Raw genomic sequence first — 23346 nt, forward strand, 5'->3', positions numbered from 1 at the left:
GGTATTATTTTTTAATTAAAGACTCAAAATAATGTTTCGGAAAGGAGATAATTTTAAAGCGTCAAATTATTTTGCTTTTTATGCAACACTTCTGATTAAATTTATCGAAATTTTTGAATTGAATGAGTGTTCGGTAGCTTTTTGATACTTGCGTTTGCTATAATAGTTCAGTATTATATTCAAGCAAAGGAGGCGAAGGCGATGAGTCTATTTCCAAGTCGTAAGATAGGCATTGATTTAGGTTCAACTAACACATTGATTTATATTTATCGCAAGGGCATTGTCCTGCGGGAGCCTTCCCTCGTCGCTGTCAGACCCAATCAAGCTGAAGTGATTGCTTATGGCAAAGAAGCTAAAGAATTAGTGGGACGCACGTCAGAGAAGATTGAGCTGATTCACCCCATTCAATCAGGAGTCATTCATCACTTTAGTTTAACGAAGCAAATGCTAGCCCACTTCATTCAGAAAAGCACCCATCGCAAAATGACGAGACCAGAAGTTGTGATTTCGGTGCCGAGCAATATATCGAAAGTCGAACGTCGCGCAGTGATTGATGCCTTGCGTGAAATTGGTATCAATCGGGCGATGTTAGTTGATGTACCGGTCGCGGCTATCATCGGTGCGGGTGTGGATATCTCTGAACCGCTTGGCCATATGGTCGTCGATATTGGCGGTGGGACCACGGATATTGGGACCTTCTCCTTTGGTGAAATGATAGAGCGGATGACTATACCTGTCGGTGGCGTCCGCATGAATCAATTAATTCAAGCTTATGTGCGGGTAGAGCATCAGCTTGTTATTAGTGATGAAGCGAGTGAACGATTAAAGCTGGAAATTGGGAATGCCAATTACACTAAGAGTGACGCCAAGGATCAATTAACCATACAAGGGCGTCATGCAACCTTAGGAACACCGAAAGAGGTGACGATTCGCTCGCAACTAGTAGCCAATGCGTTAAGTGAAGCAATCGATCAAATAATTGTTGCGATTCGCCAAGTATTGCAACGTACATCGCCTGAGTTATCTGCAGATATAATGAATGAAGGAATTATTCTGACAGGTGGGGGCGCTTTATTGAAACGCTTACCCGAACGGCTTAAAGAAGCTCTTGGCGTAGACTTTCATCTAGCTGATCAGGCCATGGATTGTGTGGCTATTGGTGCAGGACGCTTGTTGGAAAGTTTCGATGATGAGGCGCGCCGCATTGAGCGGATGAATCGCTAGTGTAAGGAAAGAAAGAGGAGTTTGGATGGTAAATAATAAGCGATTAATTGGTATCTTAATCGGTGCGATTATTGTTGTTTCCCTCATGGCTTTCACCCTCTTTGGGGGAGGCACTGGGCCAGTTGGAGGTGCTGTGAATGATGCGGGTTCATGGGTAGGGCGCATTTTCTCCGCGCCTGTGAATGGGGTAGTGCGGTTTGTCGATTCGATTGACGAATTGCTGAACACTTTTGAAGAGAATCAGACCTTAAAGAAGAACATCGATAAAATCGATGAAATGCAAGTCCGTATTGCGGATTTAGAGACGGAGAACGAAAAGATGCGTCAAGAATTAGACTTAGCCGAAGTGCTGAGTGACTTTGACACATTGAATGCTACTGTCATTTCTCGTAATCCTGATCAGTGGATGGAGACCTTCACGATTAACGTCGGAAGGAATCATGGCGTAACACAAGATATGGCCGTAATGGCTGGTAATGGTCTAATTGGCCGCATCGTTGAGGTTGCACCTACTAGTTCGAAAGTCTTGCTTTTAACCTCCCAACAAGGTAACGCCGGCAAAATAGCTGCCCGCATTCAAACGCAGAATGAGTCTTCTGCTAACGGGATCATCAGTGGCTATAACCAAAAGAACGGTCATTACATTATGACCCAAGTTGATCCAGCTGCTGAGATTGCACCGGGCGATATGGTTATTACATCTGGTTTAGGTGGGACTATCCCAAGTTCTTTACTTATTGGAGAAGTAGAGAGTGCCTATATGGATGAATATGGCTTGTTCCAAATTGTCGAAGTTAAACCTTCGGGTGAATTGACGGACATCCGTTTTGTCACGGTTATCCAGCGTGCTGGTCAAGTGACAGAAGTTCCTGAAGCGACGGAAGAATCAGAAGAAGTGTCCTTACCCCAGGAGCCATACGAAGAATTGGATACTTTTTCGGTCACAGAAGAAGGGCAGGCTAGCGAATGAAGGTAAATCATCGGCAAAGATTACGTTGGATTGTACCACTGGTCTTGTTCATGATGACCATTATTGATGCAGCTTTACCGGCTATTTTTCCTAGGGCTTTTCTCGGTAGTGGGCAAGTGATTATTTCTCACTTAACTTTATATTTCATCGTGTTATTTGCCTTCTATTTCAGAGATAGCAATATTCTCTTGTGGAGTGTCATAGCTGGTTTGTTCCACGATTCGTACAACACAACCTTTCTCGGTTTATATGCGACACTTTATTTCCTCATTAGTTATATCGTCTTGAAGACGAGGCAATTCTTTCCCAAGAGTCCACTAGTGTTTTACATGCTATTCATTGTATTAGTGACTTTATTGGATTTTGTCGTATTTATCTTTTATACTGAAATATTGGACTATGCAAGCTTATCTGTCTTGCATTTTCTGGTCAATCGCTTAGGACCGACACTCATATTCACTACGGTTATGTGCATCTTACTGTATTTGCCTTCACGCAATTTACTGCGTTGGTTAGGCTATGAGTCGTATATTATATTCTAATTTATTTGACAAAATGTTTGAGACTTGGTATGCTATTGACACAATAAAAGACAGTCTATGAAAAAGAGAGTAGTGTAGAGAAAGCATAAAGCGACGCAAGGACGGTGGAAGCTTGCGAGTGGCCTTTACATGAACCGCACTTTGGAGACACTCGAAAAGTCGTAACTTGCACGTTATGCAAGCTAAGTGAGTACATTTGTACTAAATGGAGTGGTACCGCGGTCTATTCGCCTCTATCTGCAATCGCAGATAGGGGTCTTTTTTGTAGATTGGATTGAATTACGAGGAGGAATAATGGATGAAGAAATGGTTAAAAAAAGTATTTGTTGGGCTTAGTTTAAGTTTATTGGCGCTTGCCCCTGTTCAAGCGGAAGCTATTAGCGTGGAAGAGATTCAAGATAAAGGAGAAGTCGTCTTAGCCACTAGTGCCGACTTCCCACCATATGAATGGGTCAAGATGATTGACGGCAAAGAGCAAATTATCGGCTCAGATATTGAATTAGCCCAAGCAATTGCCGATAAATTAGGCGTAGAGTTGAAGATTGTTAATACAAGTTTTGATAGCTTAATTACCCAAGTGACAACAGGTAAAGTAGATATGGTAATTGCCGGTATGAACCATACGGAAGAACGTGCTAAGCAAGCAGATTTCTCTGATGTATACTATTTAGGCGTGAATCAGTTTATTGCTACCAAAGAAGTTGCCGAACAAGTTAAAGCTGTGGAAGATTTAGCCGACATGCGCTTAGGAGTGCAACAAACATCACTACAGGAGCAAGTGTTGCTAGGAGAATTACCGGACGCGACTATTAAATTGATTCCAGACAATGGCGATTTAGTACAATCTTTATTAACTAATCGTTTAGATGCTGTTTTGTTTGATAGTGTTGTAGCCGAGCAATTTGCGCGTCAGAATGCCGATCGCTTGCAAGTTATTGAAGATGTGGCGATTGAGTATGAAGAAGGAGCCGGTATGTCTGTCTTAGTACCTAAGGATAGTCCAGAATTTATTGCTTTGATTAACGAAGTGATTGCGGAATTGGCAGCTGAGGATCAGTATAATCAATGGATTGAAGAGTATATTCAACAGATTGATTAAGTACTTTCTTCGAGATTGAGGGGTTACTCATTAAGGAGTTTTCTGCTTAACCTAGCCACCAAGATTAAATAGTTTTATAGAGACCGATGTTTTATTTAATGGCATCGGTCTTTTAGATGTGTTCAGTGAACCATGCACTGGTTATTTAGGGGAATGAAATAAGTGATTGATCGAAAAGACTTGGTGCCCTTGCTAAAATTTAATTTATTCGTTTTCTATATTGTGCTGGCAATTAAGGAAAAGTAAACTCTATGCTGTTCTAAAGAGCTATACAAGCAGTCGTCAAACAATTTTGGATACTGCGATTTGAGCTAAACGAATCAGTTCACAGAGCTTTTTAGAGATCATTTCGATATTTGGGCTTTCGTGCCTTTCGTGTTATAATGATGGAAAGAGGAGTCCAAGATTTAGAAGCAAGTTGGTTTGTTCGATAAGGAGGAGAGTTATAAATAAGTAGCCAAACTTGATGTGAGCGAGATTTGGCGAATGACTGTGTTGAAACACGTGTAAATATATCAATTAGATTGAGGTATAGTATGAAAGAACAAGTAAAGATGCAAATGGATGCTTGGCTTAATGAGCGAGAAGAAGCGATTGTTGAAGATTTAAAGACGTTATTGCGCTTTCCGACGGTTTTTGATCCGGATACGGCGACGGCTGAGATGCCATATGGGCAAGCGATTCACGATGCGTTAATGTGGCTGAAGGCGCGCGGTGAATCATCTGGTTTCGATATTATTGAAGGGCAAGGGCAGTATCTTGTCTTGTCCAAGCAGGGGGCAAAAGCAGACGGACGACGGGTGGACTGCGTAAGTCACGTGGATGTTGTGTCTGTTGATGATGCGTGGACACATCCACCTTTTGCTGCGGAAGAGATTGATGGGCGGATTTATGCTCGAGGCACTCAAGATATGAAGACCCCCCTTTGGATGACGATTATTGCTTTAGAGATGATTCAAGATTTAGGTCTGCAACATGAACGTGATATACGCATTGTTATCGGGACGGATGAAGAGTCAACGATGTTGGATATGGAATATTACGTGGAGCAAGAAGGCCTGCCAGACTTTATGATTACTCCAGATGGAACGTTCCCGTTGGGAATCGGAGAGTTTGGTGATTTGACTGTACGTATTCAGGGGGACTTGAAGAGTGAACATATTGCAAGTTTTGAAACGTTCAATTCTGAGAATATGATTTGTGATCGGGTAGATGTCCAGTTCAAATCCGCAGTCCAAGCAAATGTGCTTGCCAAAATAAAAGCTAGTCAAGTGAATGCGGAAGAGTTAGCCGATGGTACCATCCGGTTCCACGGGGTTGCAGCCCACAGTTCTAAGCCTGAAAAGGGAGACAATGCTCTAGCGAAATTCTTCCATTTCGTGGCCGAAGATTTAGGTGAGAACTGGGCAGAGCCTTTTGACAAGGCTTTCTCCCCTATTAAAGGAACAGGCTTAGGCTACGAAGCAGATTACCAGCCGATGGGGCATATGACAGTAAACCCTTCCCAAGCAGCCTTTGATGGGCAATCCGTCAATATTGTAGTAGACATGCGTTATCCACATCCTTTGGATGGTAAAGAAATTTTAGCCAATATCCAAGGCCGGTTCCCGGACTATGACGTGACAACACATTTCCATCAACCGGTTACTCTTCTTTCGGAGGACGATCCTTACATCCAAGCTTTATTACGCGTCTATGACGAATGGATTGGTGGCGACGCTAAGCCTTATTACACCAAAGGAATTACTTACGCTAAGCAATTCCAAGGCAGAGGCGTTGTTTTTGGTACGGCCTTTGATGGAGACGGTATGGAGGGCTTAGCTCACGAACGTGATGAATATTTCGATCGTCATTTAATTCCTCAAATTACTCAAACCTTAGCCGCAGCTATGATTGAACTAGCAAATGTGAAGGAATAATCTATTTGTAGAATGCAGCTAATCGATTTGTAAAAATCGGTTGGCTGTATTCTTTATGCTGGAAGCTTGGGTGTAGGTTGGGTTGCTAATAGAAGTATAGGAAAGTAGTCTTATCAAGTTGGTTTTCTAAGACAAGTATAGGAAACTAGTCTTATTAAGTTGGTTTGCTAAGACAAGTATTCGAAACTAGTCTTATCAAGTCCGGTTTCTAATAGAAGTTTCACAAGCTAATATTAAGAAGAAGGTATAGTCTTGAAAGGAGTAAATTTATTCAGCCTACGATCCATAAAATTAAAAAAATTTGCCTTTTGCATTAAATTCTACCTGTATAAGGTATGATTGTATCCATTGTTTTTAAAGTATTTATTCAAGGTCAGTGGAAATTGTTGCCGCAATATAATTATAAAAATCATGACTACTATTTTATATAAGCTTTTGTTTGCTTCTTGCTTTCGTTGGGTATATAATGACGATACTTTTGATAATTTAGAGAAAGAAGAATGTGTATATGCTAGAGAAGTTTGTGGATACTTTGTCGGTTCCGCAGCGGATTGTGTTTACTTTTATTTTGGCGATTCTTGGCGGAGCGACGCTCCTTTCAACTCCTTGGGCTTCGGCTTCGGGGGAAGCGACTTCCTTTCTGGATTGTTTGTTCACGGCTACATCGGCTGTATGTGTGACCGGGCAAGTAACACTAAACACTGCTGAGCATTGGAATCTTTTCGGTCAAGTGGTGATTATTACTTTGATTGAATTGGGCGGCTTAGGTTTTATGGCAATCTTGACGATGGCCTATGTGGCGACAGGTCGTAAATTTGGACTGAAGCAACAGAAAGTGATTCAGGAATCCTTGAACTTAGATTCGATTTCGCAAGCTAAGCCGATGATTATGTACTTGGTTAAATTCGCTCTGAGTGTACAGGCCTTTGGGATGTTGCTTTTAAGTTTCGTTATGATACCCGAATACGGCTTAGGTAGAGGACTTTGGTTTTCTTTTTTCCATGCGATTTCAGCTTTTTGTAATGCGGGCTTTGATTTATTTGGTGATAGTCTGTTATCCTACACCGATCAACCTTTCGTATTACTTGTGATTGCCGGTTTAATTTTCTCAGGAGGGCTAGGCTTTGTCGTGTGGCGGGATGTTCTGGAATATCATCGTACGAAGAAATTACTCTTCCATACCAAAATAGTACTCACTGCAACCAGTGTTGTCCTATTGACGTCTTTTGTCTTATTTGCCTTGATGGAGGAGCGTCATGGTAGTTTTGCGGGCTTGAGTATAGGCGATCGGCTAGCGAATTACCTCTTTATGGCAGTAACACCGAGAACAGCTGGCTATGCTAATGTGAATTATAGTCAAGTATCGATGGGGAGCATTTATTTGACGATTGTGCTTATGTTTGTTGGGGGCGCATCAGGTTCGACTGCTGGTGGGATTAAAGTGAATACTTTGGCAGTATTGGCCCTCTACTTAATTAGGGAATTTCAAGGTCGGACAGTGCATGTCTTTAATCGAAGTGTTACGGACCGTGCTTTGGAGAAAGCGGCCTATATCTTTATTGCAGGGGTTATATTAGTCTTTATAGCGACGATGGCTTTATCGGTATCGGAAGTGATTCCACATGATTTTGGACTTGAATATATCTTGATGGAGGTTGTTTCTTGTTTTGGGACAGTTGGACTGACAATGGGGTTGACGCCGTATTTAACTGCTTTTGGTAAATTTATACTGATTGTATTAATGTTAATGGGCCGAGTTGGTTTATTAACCTTCTTCTGGTCTTTTGGTAATCATACGAAGACGCAGAAAATTAAGTATCTGAATGGACAAGTCATGATAGGTTAGAAGAGGAGATTATATGGCACAGAAATTCGCAATATTAGGTTTAGGAATCTTTGGGACACAATTAGCGCGCACGTTGGTTGAGAATGGCTGTGAGGTTATTGCTGTAGATGGCGAGATGGATAACATTGAAGGTATCGCTGATGATGTTCATTTAGCTGTGCAAGGAGATTTCACGCGGTTAGACGTGCTGGTCGAGGCGGGCGTGGCTGAGTGTGATATAGCAATCGTCACTGCCGGAGAAAAGCTGGAGACATCGGTCTTATCGATTATGAACTTGCAGGAGTTAGGCGTGAAGAAGATTATCGCCAAAACTAGAAGCTTAGCTTATAAGGAAGTTCTCGAGCGGGTCGGCGCAACGCGCGTAATTATCCCAGAATTAGATGTAGCTCGAATATACGGTAATCAGATGACAAATCCAAATTTACATAATATACTGAGATTAGATGAGGAGTATAACTTTATAGAATTTCAACCAATTCAAAAGTGGGTTGGTAGGACCATTGATCAATTGGATTTCCGACAACGCTATGGGGTAAATATTATTGCGTTTAAGGCGTCGGAAGATGCTCGGCTGTCGATTCATGTGAATCCTAATCATCGCTTAGAAGCAGGGAATATTTTATTTGGTCTTACAGATAATGATCGGTTTGAGCAGGAAATCTTGCATAATTAACATTCGGTTAAGCGTTCGCTTGAGCTGTGGCTTATCAGAGCGAGGAAGTCGTACTTCGAAGAAAATACTTTTTCTAAAGTTTAGATTTATGACTTTTGCCGGGCTTGATTTTTTGCATGTATATAAAACGCATTTGTGTCCATTCGAAGATGAGCTTTGAAGAGAAGGTACAGGATGTCTGGGCGAGTGATTATTGTGCTATTAGGTTGTGTCAGCTTTCTACTAGGTACTGAGTGGGGTTTGGGTTGGCTTTTGGGCAATGGGTTAATGCTAGTGTTTGTGAACAATAAGCAGAGTATCTTGAGGAGGGTCACGCTGGTTACGCATTCGATTGAGTAAGGCCATTTGTGTTATGCTTTAATTTGGTTCTTAGTTTTCACACTTCCCTTTTCTTTTGGCTTATGATAATGTAGATATTTTGCAGCCGGTATCTTTATGCTTAGGGGCTTTAAATCAATATGCGTTCGGCTATGTGCTATACTTGAATCGAAGACGAGACTATTAAAACTAAATGTGTATATTGTTTTTACATAGTCTATCAATTTAAGATTGATAAACTAAAATTACTATGATAACGTTTTTATATAAAATACTCAACCGAAGAAAGGAAGTCAGCTATGAAACTGATTGGTATTGTTGGAACCAACGCAAGTAAGTCCTATAATCGTGATTTACTACACTTTATCCAAAGACATTTCGCGGATAAAGCCGATATTGAAGTGGTGGAGATTAAAGATATCCCCGCTTTCCAGACAAACGAAGACCACACGGCACCTGAGGTTGTAATGGAATTAGCAGAGAAAATTGCAGCAGCCGATGGTGTTATTATTAGTACACCGGAATATGACCACACAATTCCTGCACCTTTGAAGAGCGTTATTGAGTGGATGTCATATGTAGCGAAACCTTTCATCAATAAACCGGTAATGATTACGGGTGCTTCTTTGGGTTCGCTAGGCTCTTCTCGTGCCCAGCTTCACTTACGCCAAATCTTGGATGCTCCAGAATTGAAGGCGCGTGTGCTTTCGGGGACGGAATTCTTACTAGGCCGGGCGACGTCCGCTTTTGATGATGAAGGAAATTTACAAGATTCGGACAAGGTTCAAGAATTAGAGGACCATTTCGAGGAATTTACGACATTGATTGAAGTATCTCAAGAAATCGATAGTCGTCGTAGCCAGAACGCATAGAAAGGGGCTTTCATTGATGAAATTTGTAGGTATTGTAGGCTCGAACGCTGAACCATCATATAACCGCCAATTATTAGAATTTATCAAGAAACATTTCGCTGATCAGTTCGAGATGGAATTGGGTGAGACAAAGGACATTCCAATGTTTAATGAAGATTTGGAAGAATCAGAAGAAATTCTAGCCTTAGCTGAGAAGGTGGAAGCAGCTGACGCTGTGATTATCGCTACACCTGAATATAATCATTCCATTCCTTCTGCATTGAATAGTCTTATCGAATGGTTCTCTTATCGCATACATCCTTTAGACGGGAAACCTGTCTTAATTGTAGGTGCTTCGACAGACATTCAAGGATCTTCTCGTGCTCAGCTTCATTTACGACAAATTCTGGATGCACCCGGTGTAGCAGCAGCCGTCTTCCCAGGTAATGAATTCTTACTTGGTAACGCTAAGCATCGTTTCGATGAGGCAGGGAATATTGCTGATCAAGGCACGATTGACTTCCTTGAATCAGTGATGAAGAAATTTATTCGCTTTACTGGTGTAGCAAACTTATTGAATATTCCTGAAGAAGTGAATTTCGAACCAGGTACTTATGACGTTAAAGCTGTTGGTCATAATGGTGACTTACCGATGGCAGTAACGTTATCAGAGAATCGAATTGAAGCGATTGATATCGACACTACCGGCGAAACAGAAGGGATTGCCACTGTCGTCTTCAAGCGCATTCCTGAACAAATCATCGAAGGACAAACCTTAAATGTAGATGCAATTTCGGGCGCTTCGGTAACTAGCCAAGGTGTCATCGACGGCGTAGCTGAAGCAGTGAAATTAGCTGGAGCCGATCCAGATGTCTTGAAGAAACGTCCTAAGCCTGGCCAAGGACCTAAGCAAGAAACGGTTGAGTATGAAACAGATGTTGTTGTAGTAGGGGCTGGGGGAGCCGGTTTGGCTGCAGCAGCCAGCGTTCTACAGAACGACAAAAGAGTTCTTGTCCTTGAGAAATTCTCGATGATTGGTGGGAATACGGTACGTACCGGTGGTCCAATGAACGCGGCCGATCCTGATTGGCAGAAGACGATTGATGCCTTGCCAGGGGAAGATGTAACTCTTCAAGGAATCTTAGACATGGATGAGTCTGAGATTCATGAAGAATACCGGGCTGACTTCCGTGAATTACAGGACGATATTCGGGCATATTTCGCTGATGTGGAAGGTAAGGATGCTTATCTTTTCGATTCGAAACGTTGGCATGAAATTCAAACTTATCTTGGCGGCCGTCGACAAGATTTAGAAGGCAATGAAGTTTATGGTAATTACGACCTTGTTCGAACCTTAGCAGATAATGTACTTGACTCTGTTCATTGGTTAGAAGCCATTGGTGTTGAATTCGATTATGAGACCGTCCAGATGCCTGTTGGAGCGAACTGGAGACGGGGTCATAAACCAGTCGCTAATGAAGGATATGCTTACGTTGAAGCCTTAGAGAAATATGTGCTCGACAATGGTGGGGAAATTTTAATCGATACGAATGTTCAGAAGCTATTGAAAGAAGACGGTCACATCGTTGGGTTGGAAGCTAAGGATGAAAGTGGTCGCAAGGTTATTGTTAAGGCAAATGCGGTTATCCTGACGAGCGGTGGTTTTGGAGCGAATATTAAGATGCTCCAAGAATATAATACATATTGGACTGAAATTGCCGATGATATTAAGACCTCTAACTCACCTGCGATTACTGGTGACGGTATTCGTTTAGGTGAAGCGGTTGGTGCTGACTTAGTTGATATGGGTATGATTCAAATGCTTCCAACAACCGATCCTAATACGGGCGCACTCTTCAGTGGTTTGCAAGTACCGCCTGCAAACTTTGTCATGGTTAACCGTGAAGGTAAACGCTTTGTTAACGAATTTGGTAGCCGGGATGAATTATCTGCCGCTGCGATTGCTAACGGAAATCTTTTCTACCTGATTGCAGATGAGAATATTAAGAACACAGCCATGAACACCAATGATGAAAAGATTGACCGCGAAGTGGCAAGTGGGGTTCTTTACCGTGCTGATACGCTTGAAGAGCTAGCTGAACAAATCGACATTGACCCAGCTGTCTTAGTCGATACAGTTACCAAATACAATAGCTATGTTGATGCGGGTGAAGATCCTGAATTCCATAAAGGCGCCTTTGAATTAAAGGTTGAGCGAGCTCCGTTCTATGCAACCCCTCGTCAACCAGCAATCCACCATACGATGGGTGGTTTGAAGATTGACAAGGAAACACATGTCATTGATACCGACGGCAATATTATCGAAGGTCTATATGCAGCAGGGGAAGTTGCCGGAGGCTTGCATGGGGGGAACCGTCTAGGTGGGAATGCCTTAGCGGATATCTTTACTTTCGGACGTATCGCCGGCGCGAATGCTGCTAAAGGCGAGTAGCGTTGATTTACTGAATATATGAAGAAATCTCCAGTACTATGAAGGTGCTGGGGATTTTTATATTAAATGTTAATCTTATAAGGCTTTGGTACATAATCGCACTGAATAAAAGGTCTTTAAATGTTATAAAATTGCTATTTGTGTTAAACTATATTTAGTAAAGAAAAAGGAGGGATGCCCATGGCTAGAGGCGGTGGCCGAGGTGGTGGAGCTGGCGGTCGCACTGGGGGCTTTGGTGGTTCAAGAGGCGGCGGAGGTCGCAGTAGTTCAGGCGGTCGCGGTGGCGGTCGGCCAAGACAAAGTCAACCGCAACAACCCAGTTTTGGGGGGAGCCCTTATCGCAGAAGCCGACCGGTATTTATTCCACCAATGATGCCAATGTATGGAAGAAGACGTCGTCGGGTTGGCCCACCGATGGGACCTCAACGTCCGGTAAGTGGCGGTGGTAGTGGTTGTGGCACATGGATTATTCTACTAATTGTGCTGATGGTCATCTCTGGTGTCTTCTTCAGCTCAAGTGGTTATTCTGGAAACAACAACTCCCAGCACGAAACGAACCAGATTACGACGTCAACCGTTGAGCGGGAGCCCTTGCCAGCGGGTGCTGTGAATGAGACAGCTTATTACACGGATGCAGCTGGTTGGGTCGAAAGTCGCAGTGAATTAGAACAAGGTTTGAAGTACTTCTATCAGAAGACGGGGGTACAGCCCCATGTATATATTGCAACAGATCTCAACGGCTCCAAAACACGAGATATGGCTGATGTGAGGGATTTTGCTGAAGCTAAGTACGATGAACTGTTCACTGACGAAGCGCATGTATTGCTCTTGTTCTATGAACCTTACGAGTCGGAATATAAAACATATTATGTATCAGGGAGTCAGGCTAAGCAGGTTTTTGATGACGAAGCGGGCGATATTCTCTTAGATTATATTGACCGTAACTATTACAATATGGATTTAAATACCTCCCAGTTCTTTAGTCAAAGTTTCCGTCAGGCGGCTGATCGTATGATGGAAGTGACGCAATCACCTTGGGTTAATGTTTGGCTGGTTGTGGGTGTTCTGGCCATCATCATTGTATTATTTATATGGTGGCGGAAACGTGCAGCCCAGCAAGAAGCTGAAGCGAAACGTACTGAGGAAATTCTGAGTCGGCCGATTGAAACCTTTGGCTCAGACGTGAGTGAACTGGAGAAGAAATACCAAGATTCTGAAGATACCCAATAAATGGAGGGATAAATATGTCAGTTTTAAACCGTTTTACCGATATTATTAGCGCGAATGTGAATAGCTTAATTGATCGGATGGAAGACCCAGAGAAGATGATCGATGAGTATTTGCGCCAAATGACGAATGACTTAGCCGAGGTTAAGGACAATACAGCCAGTGTGATGGCTGAAGAGACCCGGGCGAAACGTGAATTAGATGCTAATGAAGCGGAAATTAAGAAATATGAAGAACTTGCTAGAAAAGCTGTACAAGCGGGCAATGACGATGATGCACGCGTCTTCTTAACGAAGAAGCAAGAAATAGAAGATATCGGGGCTAATTTAGCAAGTAGCTATGCTAGCGCGCATGAGAATGCGGTCAAAATGCGTCAAATGCACGATAAATTAGCGCAAGATATTGAAACCTTACGCCAACGTCGGGCAATGATCAAAGGCAAACTCTCCGTAGCACAAGCTCAAGAGAAAGTGAACCAGGCGGCTGGAGATGTCAAGCAACGCGAATCTGCGCGTAGTAACTTCGAACGGATGGAAGCCAAAGCTGACCGCTTACTGGATGAAGCCAATGCTAAGGCTGATTTGAATACAGCGCCAGCGAATCCGGTACAATCTCTTGAAGAGAAATACGCGAACGAAACAGCTTCAGCTGCGGTTGAGGATGAACTTGCACGTTTGAAGCAAGATATGGGCATGTAATATAATTTAAGCAAACTATTGAAACTAAGGCTATGTGTCATGAACACACTGGCCTTGGTTTTTTTGTGGGGAGAGGGCTAAGCTGACTTCAACGCGAAGATATAGCGAGCACATTCCGTCGGGCGACTTCCCCACGGAATGAATTTATCGGAAAATTCCGTCGGACACGGGCCCCACGGAATTTTGCTGTGTTTCTCTTCCGTCGGAGAGCGTTCCCACGGAATTTTGTGTGGTTTTTATTCAGTGGGACCACTTCCCCACCGAGTCACGTCGCATATAGATGTCGTTTACAATAAAATCCAAATCAAAGCACCCTTTATGTATACTAATTAAAAACTGCTTACCCCAAATTTGGTCCACTTCTAGCATAGGGGAAAAGGGATTTTGTATAAGCTTGTTCTTTGCTATAATGGATGAGATGAAGATACAGGTGAACCTTGAAAGAGGAGTGAGATATGACTACTATACCTAATTTAAAGATAATAGAAGAAGAGATCACGCAAGCCTTTGTTCTAGGATTTAATTCGGAGCAGATGCATTTCCCGATAACTACTCTTGAAGCCCTTCAAAGTCAAACGTATCCGCAGGTGCTTCAGGAGTCAGTGGTCAATCATGCCGCTAAAGCTGGAATTATTGTTCCTAATCCGACGTGGGATTTGAGTTATTTATTCGACTTGGGGTCTGGGTCTTGGTTGGCTGATCAGGATAAAGACGGGTTAGCGGATTCGTTATACTTGCAAATAGATGCCAGCACCATTCAAACAAGCCATCAGTTGACTGCCGCTAATAATTTAGCCTGTCGCATGGGAATGGAAGTGACCAGCTTCCAAGGTGAAGTAATATACCGGGGTCAAGCAGAGATAACCCCGATTCGTTTCCGGGGAGACTTGGCAACGGGCATTTATTTACGAGATGATGCCCTTGAGATTGGTGGGCAGGGAGAGGCTTTGGTGCAATTTATTAGTGCTTTCTGCAATGAATTCCCGCAAATCAATCGCACCAAAGCCCTCTCGGACCTTCAAGCATACTTACAAGAAATGGGCGCCATGGCTAATCGTGATGGACAGCTTACGTATCTCAATGCATACAAAGATACGTTAAACGGACCGCTAACGTTATATATGTCTCCTGATGCTGAACATGATTTGCCAGAAATTCCAGGGGTTGCCACCCATTCTATCCGGGAAGCGGAGCTTGTCTGGGAGAAGGACTATCATTTCGATTGGGAAGTGGCTGACTTCAAAGCCCTCATAAATGAGCAAGTATACCCGCAGCTAGAAGAAGGAGATTCTGTAAGAATTGAAGCTCGGTTGAGTGAGCCAGCAAGCGTAAGGAAAGCCTTGGAACAAGAGTTAAGTCTAAAGCTTCAAGCAAAGGGCGCTCAAGCTGAAGTTCATGTGTGGAATGCCTACAAGCAAGGGCTTTCCTGGCTGGATGAATATATTATGCCCCAGCTCAAAGAATCCGCTGTGGATGCTATTGAAATTGCGTTTCGGCCTTTCCTTAAGCCAGAGGAAACAGAGTGGAAAGATGAGGATGGCACCGTACCGACTTATGGCAATAAGGGTCAGGGGGATGCGGAAGGGTGGTACGACCAGCCTATTCGCTTCTTGCAAGAGTTATATCCAGTTGATGACTTATTAGCTGAAGGCCTATCCTTGGATCGGCCCCAAATTTGCTTTGTCCTTTTGGAGGATGAAGGCGACGCAACCTATCGGATTAAAGCCTTTCAAGCAGATAAAGTCATCCTTGAAGATTCATTTAGCGTAAGTTATAGTGAACGACCTTTCTTGTCTACTTATCCTGAGATGGGTCTTGTGCATCCGAATACTGGAGAGGTAAAGGTTTGGGTCAATGGCGAATTGCTTCTAGCTGAGCGGATAGCAACGGACGTTGAACGCTTATGGGATGCGTATCAAGAGGATGTCTTGCCTAAAGTAGGGGCATATATCCACGATAAGCTCCCTTTTGACGTGGATGATCAGCCGCTTTTTGCCCAATTGCGGATGGATATTTACTTATCTGAACCGAACCGGCATTTGCCGAGTCGTGAGGACATGGTGTCTTCTTTGAACGCCTTGCATCAGGATTTGTATTTCGTTGGTTTGGATTACTTCAATAATCTGGGGATTGATCTGCTTGGCCAAGGCTTGGATGCACCCGGTTTAATTCTACCGGTGATTCATCAAGCTGAAGGTCCGGGTCGGATGGAAGTGAGTCTACTTAGGGAGCCAGTCAGTCAACCGCAATTAGTCAGTCCTGAGCGTATCATTACGGGGCCGGCCTTGGACATAGTTAAGTGCCATTTAACAGCTATTTACCAAGATACTGACGGCCTTGTACTTAAATGGAAGACCAATATAGCAAGTGAGTTGCTGGCAAGTTTTGTTGAGCTATTTAATACTCAACAGCTCACGCTTTCCCGATGGGAACTACCGGTGGACCGCCTAGTGTTTACGAATGGACAAGCGACATATACGATCCAAATGCCTGTATATATTAATGAACCGATTAAGTTTCTCGACATTGATACCATTGACATCCCTCAAACGGAAGTGATAGGTTATCGGATGTACATGGACTTAATAGAGCAATTTAGCCGAGTGCCGGAACTGCGTGTGCGACATGTAGGTACCTCTTATCAAGGCCGATATATTTACGCAATTGAATTCAATCATGGCTTTGAAGGCTATGTGTCCCGGACGAAACGTCTGAGTCGCTATCCTTCGGAAATTATCAATAACCGTCATCACGCAAATGAAGTATCTGCAACCAATGCAGCTTTTCAATTGGTCCAAGATTTAGTCAGTAATCCAGAGCGCTTTAAGGAACTTCAACGTTTAAATTTAGTGATTATGCCTTTGGAGAATGTTGATGGTGCAGCGATTCATTATCAATTGCAGCAGGATAATCCGACTTGGAAATTGCATGTCGCCCGCTTTAATTCAGTAGGTAAGGAATTTTATTATGATTATTTCAAGAAAGATACCATTCATACCGAAGCACTTGCCTTTACCAAACTGTACGAGGAGTACTTGCCGGATGTTGTTGTAGATAATCATGGGGTTCCGAGTCATGAGTGGGAGCAACCTTTCTCAGGTTATACTTCTCCAGCTTACCGCGGCTTTTGGTTACCTAGATCACTTATGTATGGCTATTTCTGGTATATTCAAAGTGAGCCCTTTCAGGTGAATCAAGTAGCGAATAAATACCTTGAAGACGTCATAGCGGATGCGATGGCTAAAGACCCGGAAATTACCGCTTGGAATATTGAATGGCGCAATCGTTTCGAAAAATATGCCCACAGTTGGATGCCCCAATTATTCCCCGCCAATTACTATAAGAATATGATACACTATTGGCTCGGTTATGATTATGATGCGCATCATCGCTATCCATCCATTAAATATCCGTGGATAACAAGCGTCGCTTATACTAGTGAAGTGAGCGACGAAACGGCACAAGGCGATTATTTAGCCTTATGTGCAAGAACCCATGTGAAGCATTGCCATGCTGTAATTGCAGCCTTATTGGATGCAAATAGTTACATTGAGCGCCGCCAGGATATTTCAGGTACCGAACTAGACTTAGCATACATCCGTCAGCGGCCAATTCACTGGCTTTAACAAAGGCAAATAAATATACGTAATACGTAACAGGGAAGGTAATTTGAGGGTGAGAGGCCTCGCAAGAAGGAGAGATAGAAGATGGAATGGATTCGATTAATCGGAATCATGATTGTAATCGTAGGTTTTGCGATGAAGCTCGATTCAATCTTAATCGTGCTACTGGCAATGATAGCCACAGCTCTGGTCGGTGGTTTAGGAATCGGTGGCTTATTGGAAACCTTAGGGTCGTCCTTTGTAGCTAATCGTAGTATGGCTATTTTTATTCTAATTATGCTTGTAACAGGTACCTTGGAGCGTAATGGCTTAGTTCAGGCAGCCGGAAGTCTAATTAGCCGTGTTAAAGGGGCCACGCCAGGGAAAGTTATTGGCATTTATGGGGTAATGCGTGGTTTCTTTGCGGCCTTTAACGTTAGTTTCGGTGGCGTTGCTGGATTCGTTCGGCCAATTATTATTCCCATGTCAATCGGGGCAGTGGAATCTAAAGGTGCCGAAATGCATCCAGAGCACTTAGAACAAGTCAAAGGTATGGCTTCAGGTATGGAGAACGTTGCATGGTTCTTCTGTCAAGTCCTCTTTGTCGGAGGGGCTGGAGCAATCTTAGTGCAATCAACCTTGGCTGATTTAGGCTATGACGTTGAATTGTTAGCCCTCGCGCAAAAAGCAATTCCTGTGGGCATTTTTGCGATTATTGTTGGTATTGTATATTATAACTGGCGAGACCGTCGCTTAATGAAGCGATACTATTCCAACCTAAAGGATAAGAAAGGGGATGCATAACATGTCATTCTTTACAAGTGCTGACTTTACCTTAGGGCAGAAATTACTTGAAGTAATCTTCATTATTATGGGTCTCGTTACCCTGTATACAGCCTTCAAAAACTTCCGCGACAAGAACAATGATGAACCCCTTGCAACAGCCTTATTCTGGGGTCTCCTTGGGATAGTGCTCGCTTTTGGTCGGTGGATACCTGATAAGGTGAATGGCTTGATTATTATACTCATGACCATCCCTGCTATCCTAGGCAAAGTTAAAGCGGGGACCGTTGAGAAACCAACTGAACTGCAAATGGAAGAACGCTTCCAGAAAATTGGCATGAAAATCTTTATTCCGGCTTTAACGATGGGGCTTTTTGCGATTATCTTTGCAATCTTTACGGATTTAGGTGCCTTGGTGGGAATTGGCGTCGGAGTATTGGTATCGATGATTCTCTTAATGGTTTATGATCGCCGCAATACGCCAACAGTCTTCTTGAACGATTCTGAGCGCATGCTTTCCATGGTTGGTCCATTGAGTATGTTGCCAATGCTTCTGGCAAGCTTGGGAGCCGTCTTTAATGCAGCAGGTGTTGGCGAGGTGACTGCGCAATTGTTCAGCTATGTGATCCCTGAAGGAAATGTCAATGTCGGGATTATTGCCTATGCGCTTGCGATGATGTTTTTCACCATGATTATGGGGAATGCCTTTGCAGCCATTACAGTGGTAACAGTCGGAATTGGGGCGCCCTTTGTCTTAGAATATGGCGCAGATCCTGTATTAATTGGTATGATCGGCTTAACGTGTGGTTATTGTGGAACCTTGTTGACACCGATGGCCGCAAACTTTAATATTGTGCCAGTGGCCATGTTAGAAATGGATGATCGAATGGGTGTTATTAAGAACCAAGTTGTTCCGGCCCTATGTTTAATTGTCTTTCAAATCGTGTACATGATTTTATTTAAATAATTTATTCAAAAGTCCGTAAAAATTTGCGGGCTTTTTGTGCTTTTTAAAAGGGTTTCATGTATAATAAGTATCAGATTAATGATGAAGGAGACTTTGTAAATGGCAAAAACATTCGCAATTAATGCAGGAAGTTCAAGTTTAAAATTTCAGCTTTTCCAAATGCCGGAAGAGGAAGTTATCGCTAAAGGTTTAGTGGAACGGATTGGTATCGGTAATTCAATTTTCTCAATTGAATATGGTGATGATCAAGAATTCGAAATGACAGAAGATATTGACGATCACGGACGTGCTGTAGAACTTTTATTTGACAAATTACAAGAGTTCGGAATCGTGGATGACCTTGAAGAAATTACTGGTGTAGGTCACCGCGTCGTAGCTGGCGGGGAAGATTTTAAAGAGTCTACTGTAGTGACGGATGCTGTAATTGAACGCGTCGATGAATTATCAGAATTCGCACCCCTACACAATCCAGCAGAAGCACAAGTTATGCGAGTGTTCCAAGAGAAATTATCGAACGCTACAATGGTTGCTGTGTTTGATACATCATTCCACACAACAATGCCGGCAGTAAACTATGTATACAGCCTACCATACGAATACTATGAAGATTTCCAAGCACGTAAATACGGTGCTCACGGAACGAGCCACCAATTCGTTGCCAATCGTGCAGCTGAATTAGTAGGCAAACCAATCGAAGAATTAAAAATCATTACTTGCCACCTAGGTAACGGTGGATCGATTACTGCCGTTGACGGTGGTAAATCAGTTGATACCTCCATGGGCTTCACACCTCTTGCTGGTATTACGATGGGTACTCGAACAGGCGACATCGACCCTTCATTGATTCCATTTTTAATGGACAAGTTAGGTATCGACGATGTAAATGAAATGATTAATATCTTCAACAAGAAATCGGGTCTACTTGGTATTTCTGGTGTATCTAGCGATATGCGTGACGTTGAAGGGGCAGCAGGTGAAGGGAACGAACGTGCACAATTAGCCCTTGATATTTTTGCCAACCGTGTACAAAAGTATATCGGTCAGTACATTGCTGTCATGAATGGCGTAGATGTTATCGTCTTCACTGCAGGAATCGGTGAGAACTCTTCTACAACACGTCATCGCATTATGGATCCAATTAGCGTATTCGGAGCTCTCTTAGACCCAGAGCGTAATGATACACGTAAAGAGGCATTAATTTCCTCAGACGATTCAGATGTTCTAATCTACAACATTCCTACGAATGAAGAAGTTGCGATTGCACGCGAAGTAGAACGTTTGAAATAATTTAGCCATTCACAGAAACTTTCCAGGAGATTTTTCATGGGAAGTTTTTTTATTTTGCGAAGTTTATTTATTTGGACAAAATGCTTCGGTAAGATAGAATATATTTATAAATTTAAATAATCGGTGGTATACACATTTGATGAATTTTAACTGACAGATTATAAAGTAGGAAAGGATGGTTCCATGCCGGTAGGGGTGACATTTTATTTCGTGCGACATGGTGAAACGTGGTTTAATCGTGCAGGAAGGATTCAAGGTTGGGCTGACTCGCCTTTAACACCTGAAGGGATTGCAGGTGTTAAAAAGACAGCCCAACTGTTGAGTGGGCTTGCCTTTGATTATGCCTATGCGAGTGATTTGAAGCGGAGGATTGATTCGGCGCAATTGTTATTAGATGTGAATCATTATGCAGATAATCTTGTTTTAGAGACAATGCCTGAGTTTCGTGAGGTGCGCTTTGGCTATTTTGAAGGGATGTTGGCGCAGGATGTTCGGCCACTGGCGGCTAGAGAGATAGCCTTAAAGCATCCGGAAGTAGATATTGAACGCTCCCCGCATTTATTGCTGAATGCTTATAAACGTTTGGATCCTTATGGTCTGGCAGAGAGTTTCCCAGAGTTCTGGGAGCGGGTGGAAGCTGGTATCATTTACTTATTGGAACGGCACCGGGGAAGTGAGGCGAATGTCTTAGTGGTGGCTCACGGGCAAACGATTCGCCATACCTTACATGCGCTCGTTCCAGAATTAGAGATGCCTGGGCGTCTGCATAATGGTTCGATATCCAGGGTACAATATATTAATGGACAGTTCCGCTTGCTGGGGTATAATGAATTAGAAGTTAACATTTAGAAGAGACGCTTCCTGCCAGAATTGGTCAAAGAAGCAAGGAAAGGGTGATTGTTGTGCGCTTAATAAGTGGCTTGGCTAATACGGCTTTTTATTTCAAAGTAATGGATATGGCGAGTTATGCCGAGCAATTGGAAGGCAAATATACCTTCTATCAGGCGCGTTTAGAAGGCTATGAAGAGCTGTACTTTACACCGAAGGGAACAGATTCACAGGCCATTGATCAGCTTGGCTTGAACTATGATGCGGTTGAAGCTTTAACCGGCGCGCAGGCACTTCACTTTATCATTCCGTGTTTCTTTTATGGGAACATCGAAGAAAGCATCTTTACGTTAAACCTTCCCAAAGAAGAAGTACAAACAGTTCTAGCGAAATTGTATCAAGCATGTTTGCAAGCTTATCAGGCCAATATTGAAGAATATGCACAAGCGTTGGACTTTCAATTGAGTGAGCAAGCCTATTTAGCTTTGCAAGCCTCGTACGAAACGTCACTTAAAGTCGTATATGTAAAGAAAGCTAAGCAAAGGTATTATCAAATTTACCAAGACGATGAGAAATTATCGACTTTCCTGGCAGAGGAGTCAGAGAGTCGCGTGTTAGATTTCTCACAGATGATTGAAGTATTAGTGACCTATTTAATGGAACTTACAGCTACGCCCTTATACTTTAGTGACGAAGCGGGTCAGGCAATTTATACAAAGTTTGTTAATGACTTGTTGACACAGTTCTTGTCTTTACCAGAAAGATATGCCTACCAATATTTAACTGAAGAGCGTGGGCTCTTAAGTTTCGCTTGGGAGCATTATGGGGCAGAGCTAACTAAGTTATGCGACTCCTTGCAAGCATATGTGATTATGGTTCATCAGCCCGAGTCTAATACGATTGTTGAAAGTGTCTTTTTGCAAGATGCGCGTCACAATGTGTTGGATTTCTTCCAGGAAGTCAGTCACCTGACCCTCGTTCCTGGTAGCTTTGTCCGGCAATATCCTTCCCCTAAGCCTTTACTCGGCTTCTTATTGCACCTAGTGTATCAAGAGCTTTATGAAGCTGATGGGCGAGGGTCTATCCAGAAACATCTGGGTATATCACAAAGTAAGTTCGATAGTGGAAGTCAACTGATGCAACTTTTACAAGAGGCGGTGCAAGGTTACGTAGGGCACAATTAACAAGTTAAGTGTTGATTTACACTGAATACAGCGTTTGACAAAAACGCATACGAATTCATTTGTGAATAGTATGGATGAGGGAAGGAGGTTCAATCGAATGCAGAACCAAGTGTTACAGCTGACAAAGTGGATCCAGCAAAACCAGCGTATCGTGTTTTTCGGAGGGGCTGGCGTTTCAACTGACGCAGGTATCCCTGATTTTCGTTCGAAAGACGGGATTTATACTAAGAATCGCAATAAATATCCTTATGAACCAGAGGAAATGCTCTCAGTGTCTATGCTCCTGAATAACCCACGTTTGCATTTCCAATTTGTGCGTGAGAATATGGAACACGGCGACATTCAACCGGCCTACTCCCATCGTTTCCTAGCTGCCCTGGAAGCGTCCGGCAAAGACGTTGCGGTTGTTACCCAGAATACCGATGGCTTGCATCAAGCAGCCGGCTCTCAGAATGTTTGGGTTTTGCACGGGGATAATCGTAGATACTGCATGGCTTGTGGCAAGACAGTTGAGAAAAACCAAGCTCAACTGGATGATGAAGGGATTCCGCGCTGTCCTTATTGTCAAGAAGGGATTATCCGCGGAAACGTGGTCATGTTCGGCGAGAATTTGGACTCAAAAGTCGTATCTGGCGCAATTGATGCCATTGCCAAAGCCGATTTACTCATTGTGGCAGGAACATCTTTAAATGTTTACCCAGCTGTGAGCTTTATCCAATATTACCCCGGCGATCGTTTCGTCGTCATTAACAAAGAGCCAGTGGTACAAGCCCCGGGAAGTTTATTTATTCAAGCCGGTATATCCGAAGTCTTCCAACAAGTAAATGAAACATTGGCACTACCCGTGTCCTAACCTAGCGTAAATCCCCCCTTTTT

At 43.0% G+C, this 23346-nt stretch carries 18 protein-coding genes and 1 other annotated feature; all 18 genes read left to right on the forward strand.

Annotation, left to right across the window (positions count from 1 at the left end):
- The first annotated feature begins 201 nt into the window (after window positions 1–201).
- Window positions 202–1224: a rod shape-determining protein gene (gene mreB, locus CL176_RS04825; protein WP_118990288.1), complete on the forward strand. Its 1023-nt coding sequence runs from the start codon at window positions 202–204 to the stop codon at window positions 1222–1224.
- 25 nt (window positions 1225–1249) lie between these two features.
- Window positions 1250–2194, forward strand: coding sequence for a rod shape-determining protein MreC (gene mreC, locus CL176_RS04830; RefSeq protein ID WP_118990289.1), 945 nt, complete (start codon window positions 1250–1252; stop codon window positions 2192–2194).
- The gene (gene mreD / locus CL176_RS04835) at window positions 2191–2736 is read left to right on the forward strand and encodes a rod shape-determining protein MreD (protein ID WP_118990290.1); all 546 of its coding nucleotides are present in this window, start codon (window positions 2191–2193) and stop codon (window positions 2734–2736) included. Before mreC ends, mreD begins: the two co-directional genes overlap by 4 nt.
- Before the next feature lie 48 nt (window positions 2737–2784).
- Window positions 2785–2974 (forward strand) — a binding site (T-box leader).
- Window positions 2975–3034: 60 nt separating this feature from the next.
- Window positions 3035–3835 carry a transporter substrate-binding domain-containing protein gene (locus tag CL176_RS04840; RefSeq protein WP_118990291.1) on the forward strand — a complete coding sequence of 267 codons (801 nt, stop codon included), beginning with the start codon at window positions 3035–3037 and terminating at the stop codon, window positions 3833–3835.
- Between the two features lie 536 nt (window positions 3836–4371).
- A complete protein-coding gene (locus CL176_RS04845) occupies window positions 4372–5754 on the forward strand; it encodes a Sapep family Mn(2+)-dependent dipeptidase (protein ID WP_118990292.1) in 1383 nt (460 codons plus the stop codon).
- A gap of 508 nt (window positions 5755–6262) precedes the next feature.
- Window positions 6263–7600 (forward strand): TrkH family potassium uptake protein, encoded by a 1338-nt coding sequence (locus CL176_RS04850; RefSeq protein ID WP_118990293.1) that lies wholly within the window; start codon window positions 6263–6265, stop codon window positions 7598–7600.
- Window positions 7601–7613: 13 nt separating this feature from the next.
- Entirely contained in the window at window positions 7614–8273 is a 660-nt protein-coding gene (locus tag CL176_RS04855) for a potassium channel family protein (RefSeq protein ID WP_118990294.1), read from the forward strand.
- A 617-nt stretch (window positions 8274–8890) separates the two neighbouring features.
- Window positions 8891–9463 carry an NADPH-dependent FMN reductase gene (locus tag CL176_RS04860; RefSeq protein WP_118990295.1) on the forward strand — a complete coding sequence of 191 codons (573 nt, stop codon included), beginning with the start codon at window positions 8891–8893 and terminating at the stop codon, window positions 9461–9463.
- 16 nt (window positions 9464–9479) lie between these two features.
- Window positions 9480–11894, forward strand: a complete 2415-nt coding sequence (locus CL176_RS04865; RefSeq protein WP_118990296.1) for a flavocytochrome c — start codon at window positions 9480–9482, stop codon at window positions 11892–11894.
- A 180-nt stretch (window positions 11895–12074) separates the two neighbouring features.
- On the forward strand, window positions 12075–13124 hold the full coding sequence (locus tag CL176_RS04875) for a TPM domain-containing protein (protein ID WP_205528141.1): 1050 nt from the start codon (window positions 12075–12077) through the stop codon (window positions 13122–13124).
- A gap of 14 nt (window positions 13125–13138) precedes the next feature.
- Entirely contained in the window at window positions 13139–13819 is a 681-nt protein-coding gene (locus tag CL176_RS04880) for a PspA/IM30 family protein (RefSeq protein ID WP_118990297.1), read from the forward strand.
- 455 nt (window positions 13820–14274) lie between these two features.
- Window positions 14275–17445, forward strand: a complete 3171-nt coding sequence (locus tag CL176_RS04885) for a M14 family metallopeptidase (RefSeq protein WP_118990298.1) — start codon at window positions 14275–14277, stop codon at window positions 17443–17445.
- 81 nt (window positions 17446–17526) lie between these two features.
- Complete coding sequence (locus CL176_RS04890; protein ID WP_118990299.1) at window positions 17527–18225, forward strand: DUF969 domain-containing protein; 699 nt, start codon at window positions 17527–17529, stop codon at window positions 18223–18225.
- Window position 18226: 1 nt separating this feature from the next.
- Entirely contained in the window at window positions 18227–19171 is a 945-nt protein-coding gene (locus CL176_RS04895; RefSeq protein ID WP_118990300.1) for a DUF979 domain-containing protein, read from the forward strand.
- A gap of 99 nt (window positions 19172–19270) precedes the next feature.
- Window positions 19271–20458, forward strand: coding sequence for an acetate/propionate family kinase (locus CL176_RS04900; protein ID WP_118990301.1), 1188 nt, complete (start codon window positions 19271–19273; stop codon window positions 20456–20458).
- Window positions 20459–20641: 183 nt separating this feature from the next.
- The gene (locus CL176_RS04905; RefSeq protein ID WP_118990302.1) at window positions 20642–21307 is read left to right on the forward strand and encodes a histidine phosphatase family protein; all 666 of its coding nucleotides are present in this window, start codon (window positions 20642–20644) and stop codon (window positions 21305–21307) included.
- Window positions 21308–21360: 53 nt separating this feature from the next.
- Window positions 21361–22470, forward strand: a complete 1110-nt coding sequence (locus CL176_RS04910; protein WP_162890828.1) for a hypothetical protein — start codon at window positions 21361–21363, stop codon at window positions 22468–22470.
- Window positions 22471–22567: 97 nt separating this feature from the next.
- Window positions 22568–23323 carry an NAD-dependent protein deacylase gene (locus tag CL176_RS04915; protein WP_240430590.1) on the forward strand — a complete coding sequence of 252 codons (756 nt, stop codon included), beginning with the start codon at window positions 22568–22570 and terminating at the stop codon, window positions 23321–23323.
- The last annotated feature ends 23 nt before the right edge of the window (window positions 23324–23346 follow it).

The sequence above is a fragment of the Suicoccus acidiformans genome, assembly GCF_003546865.1.
GTDB classification, from domain to species: Bacteria; Bacillota; Bacilli; order Lactobacillales; family Aerococcaceae; genus Suicoccus; species Suicoccus acidiformans.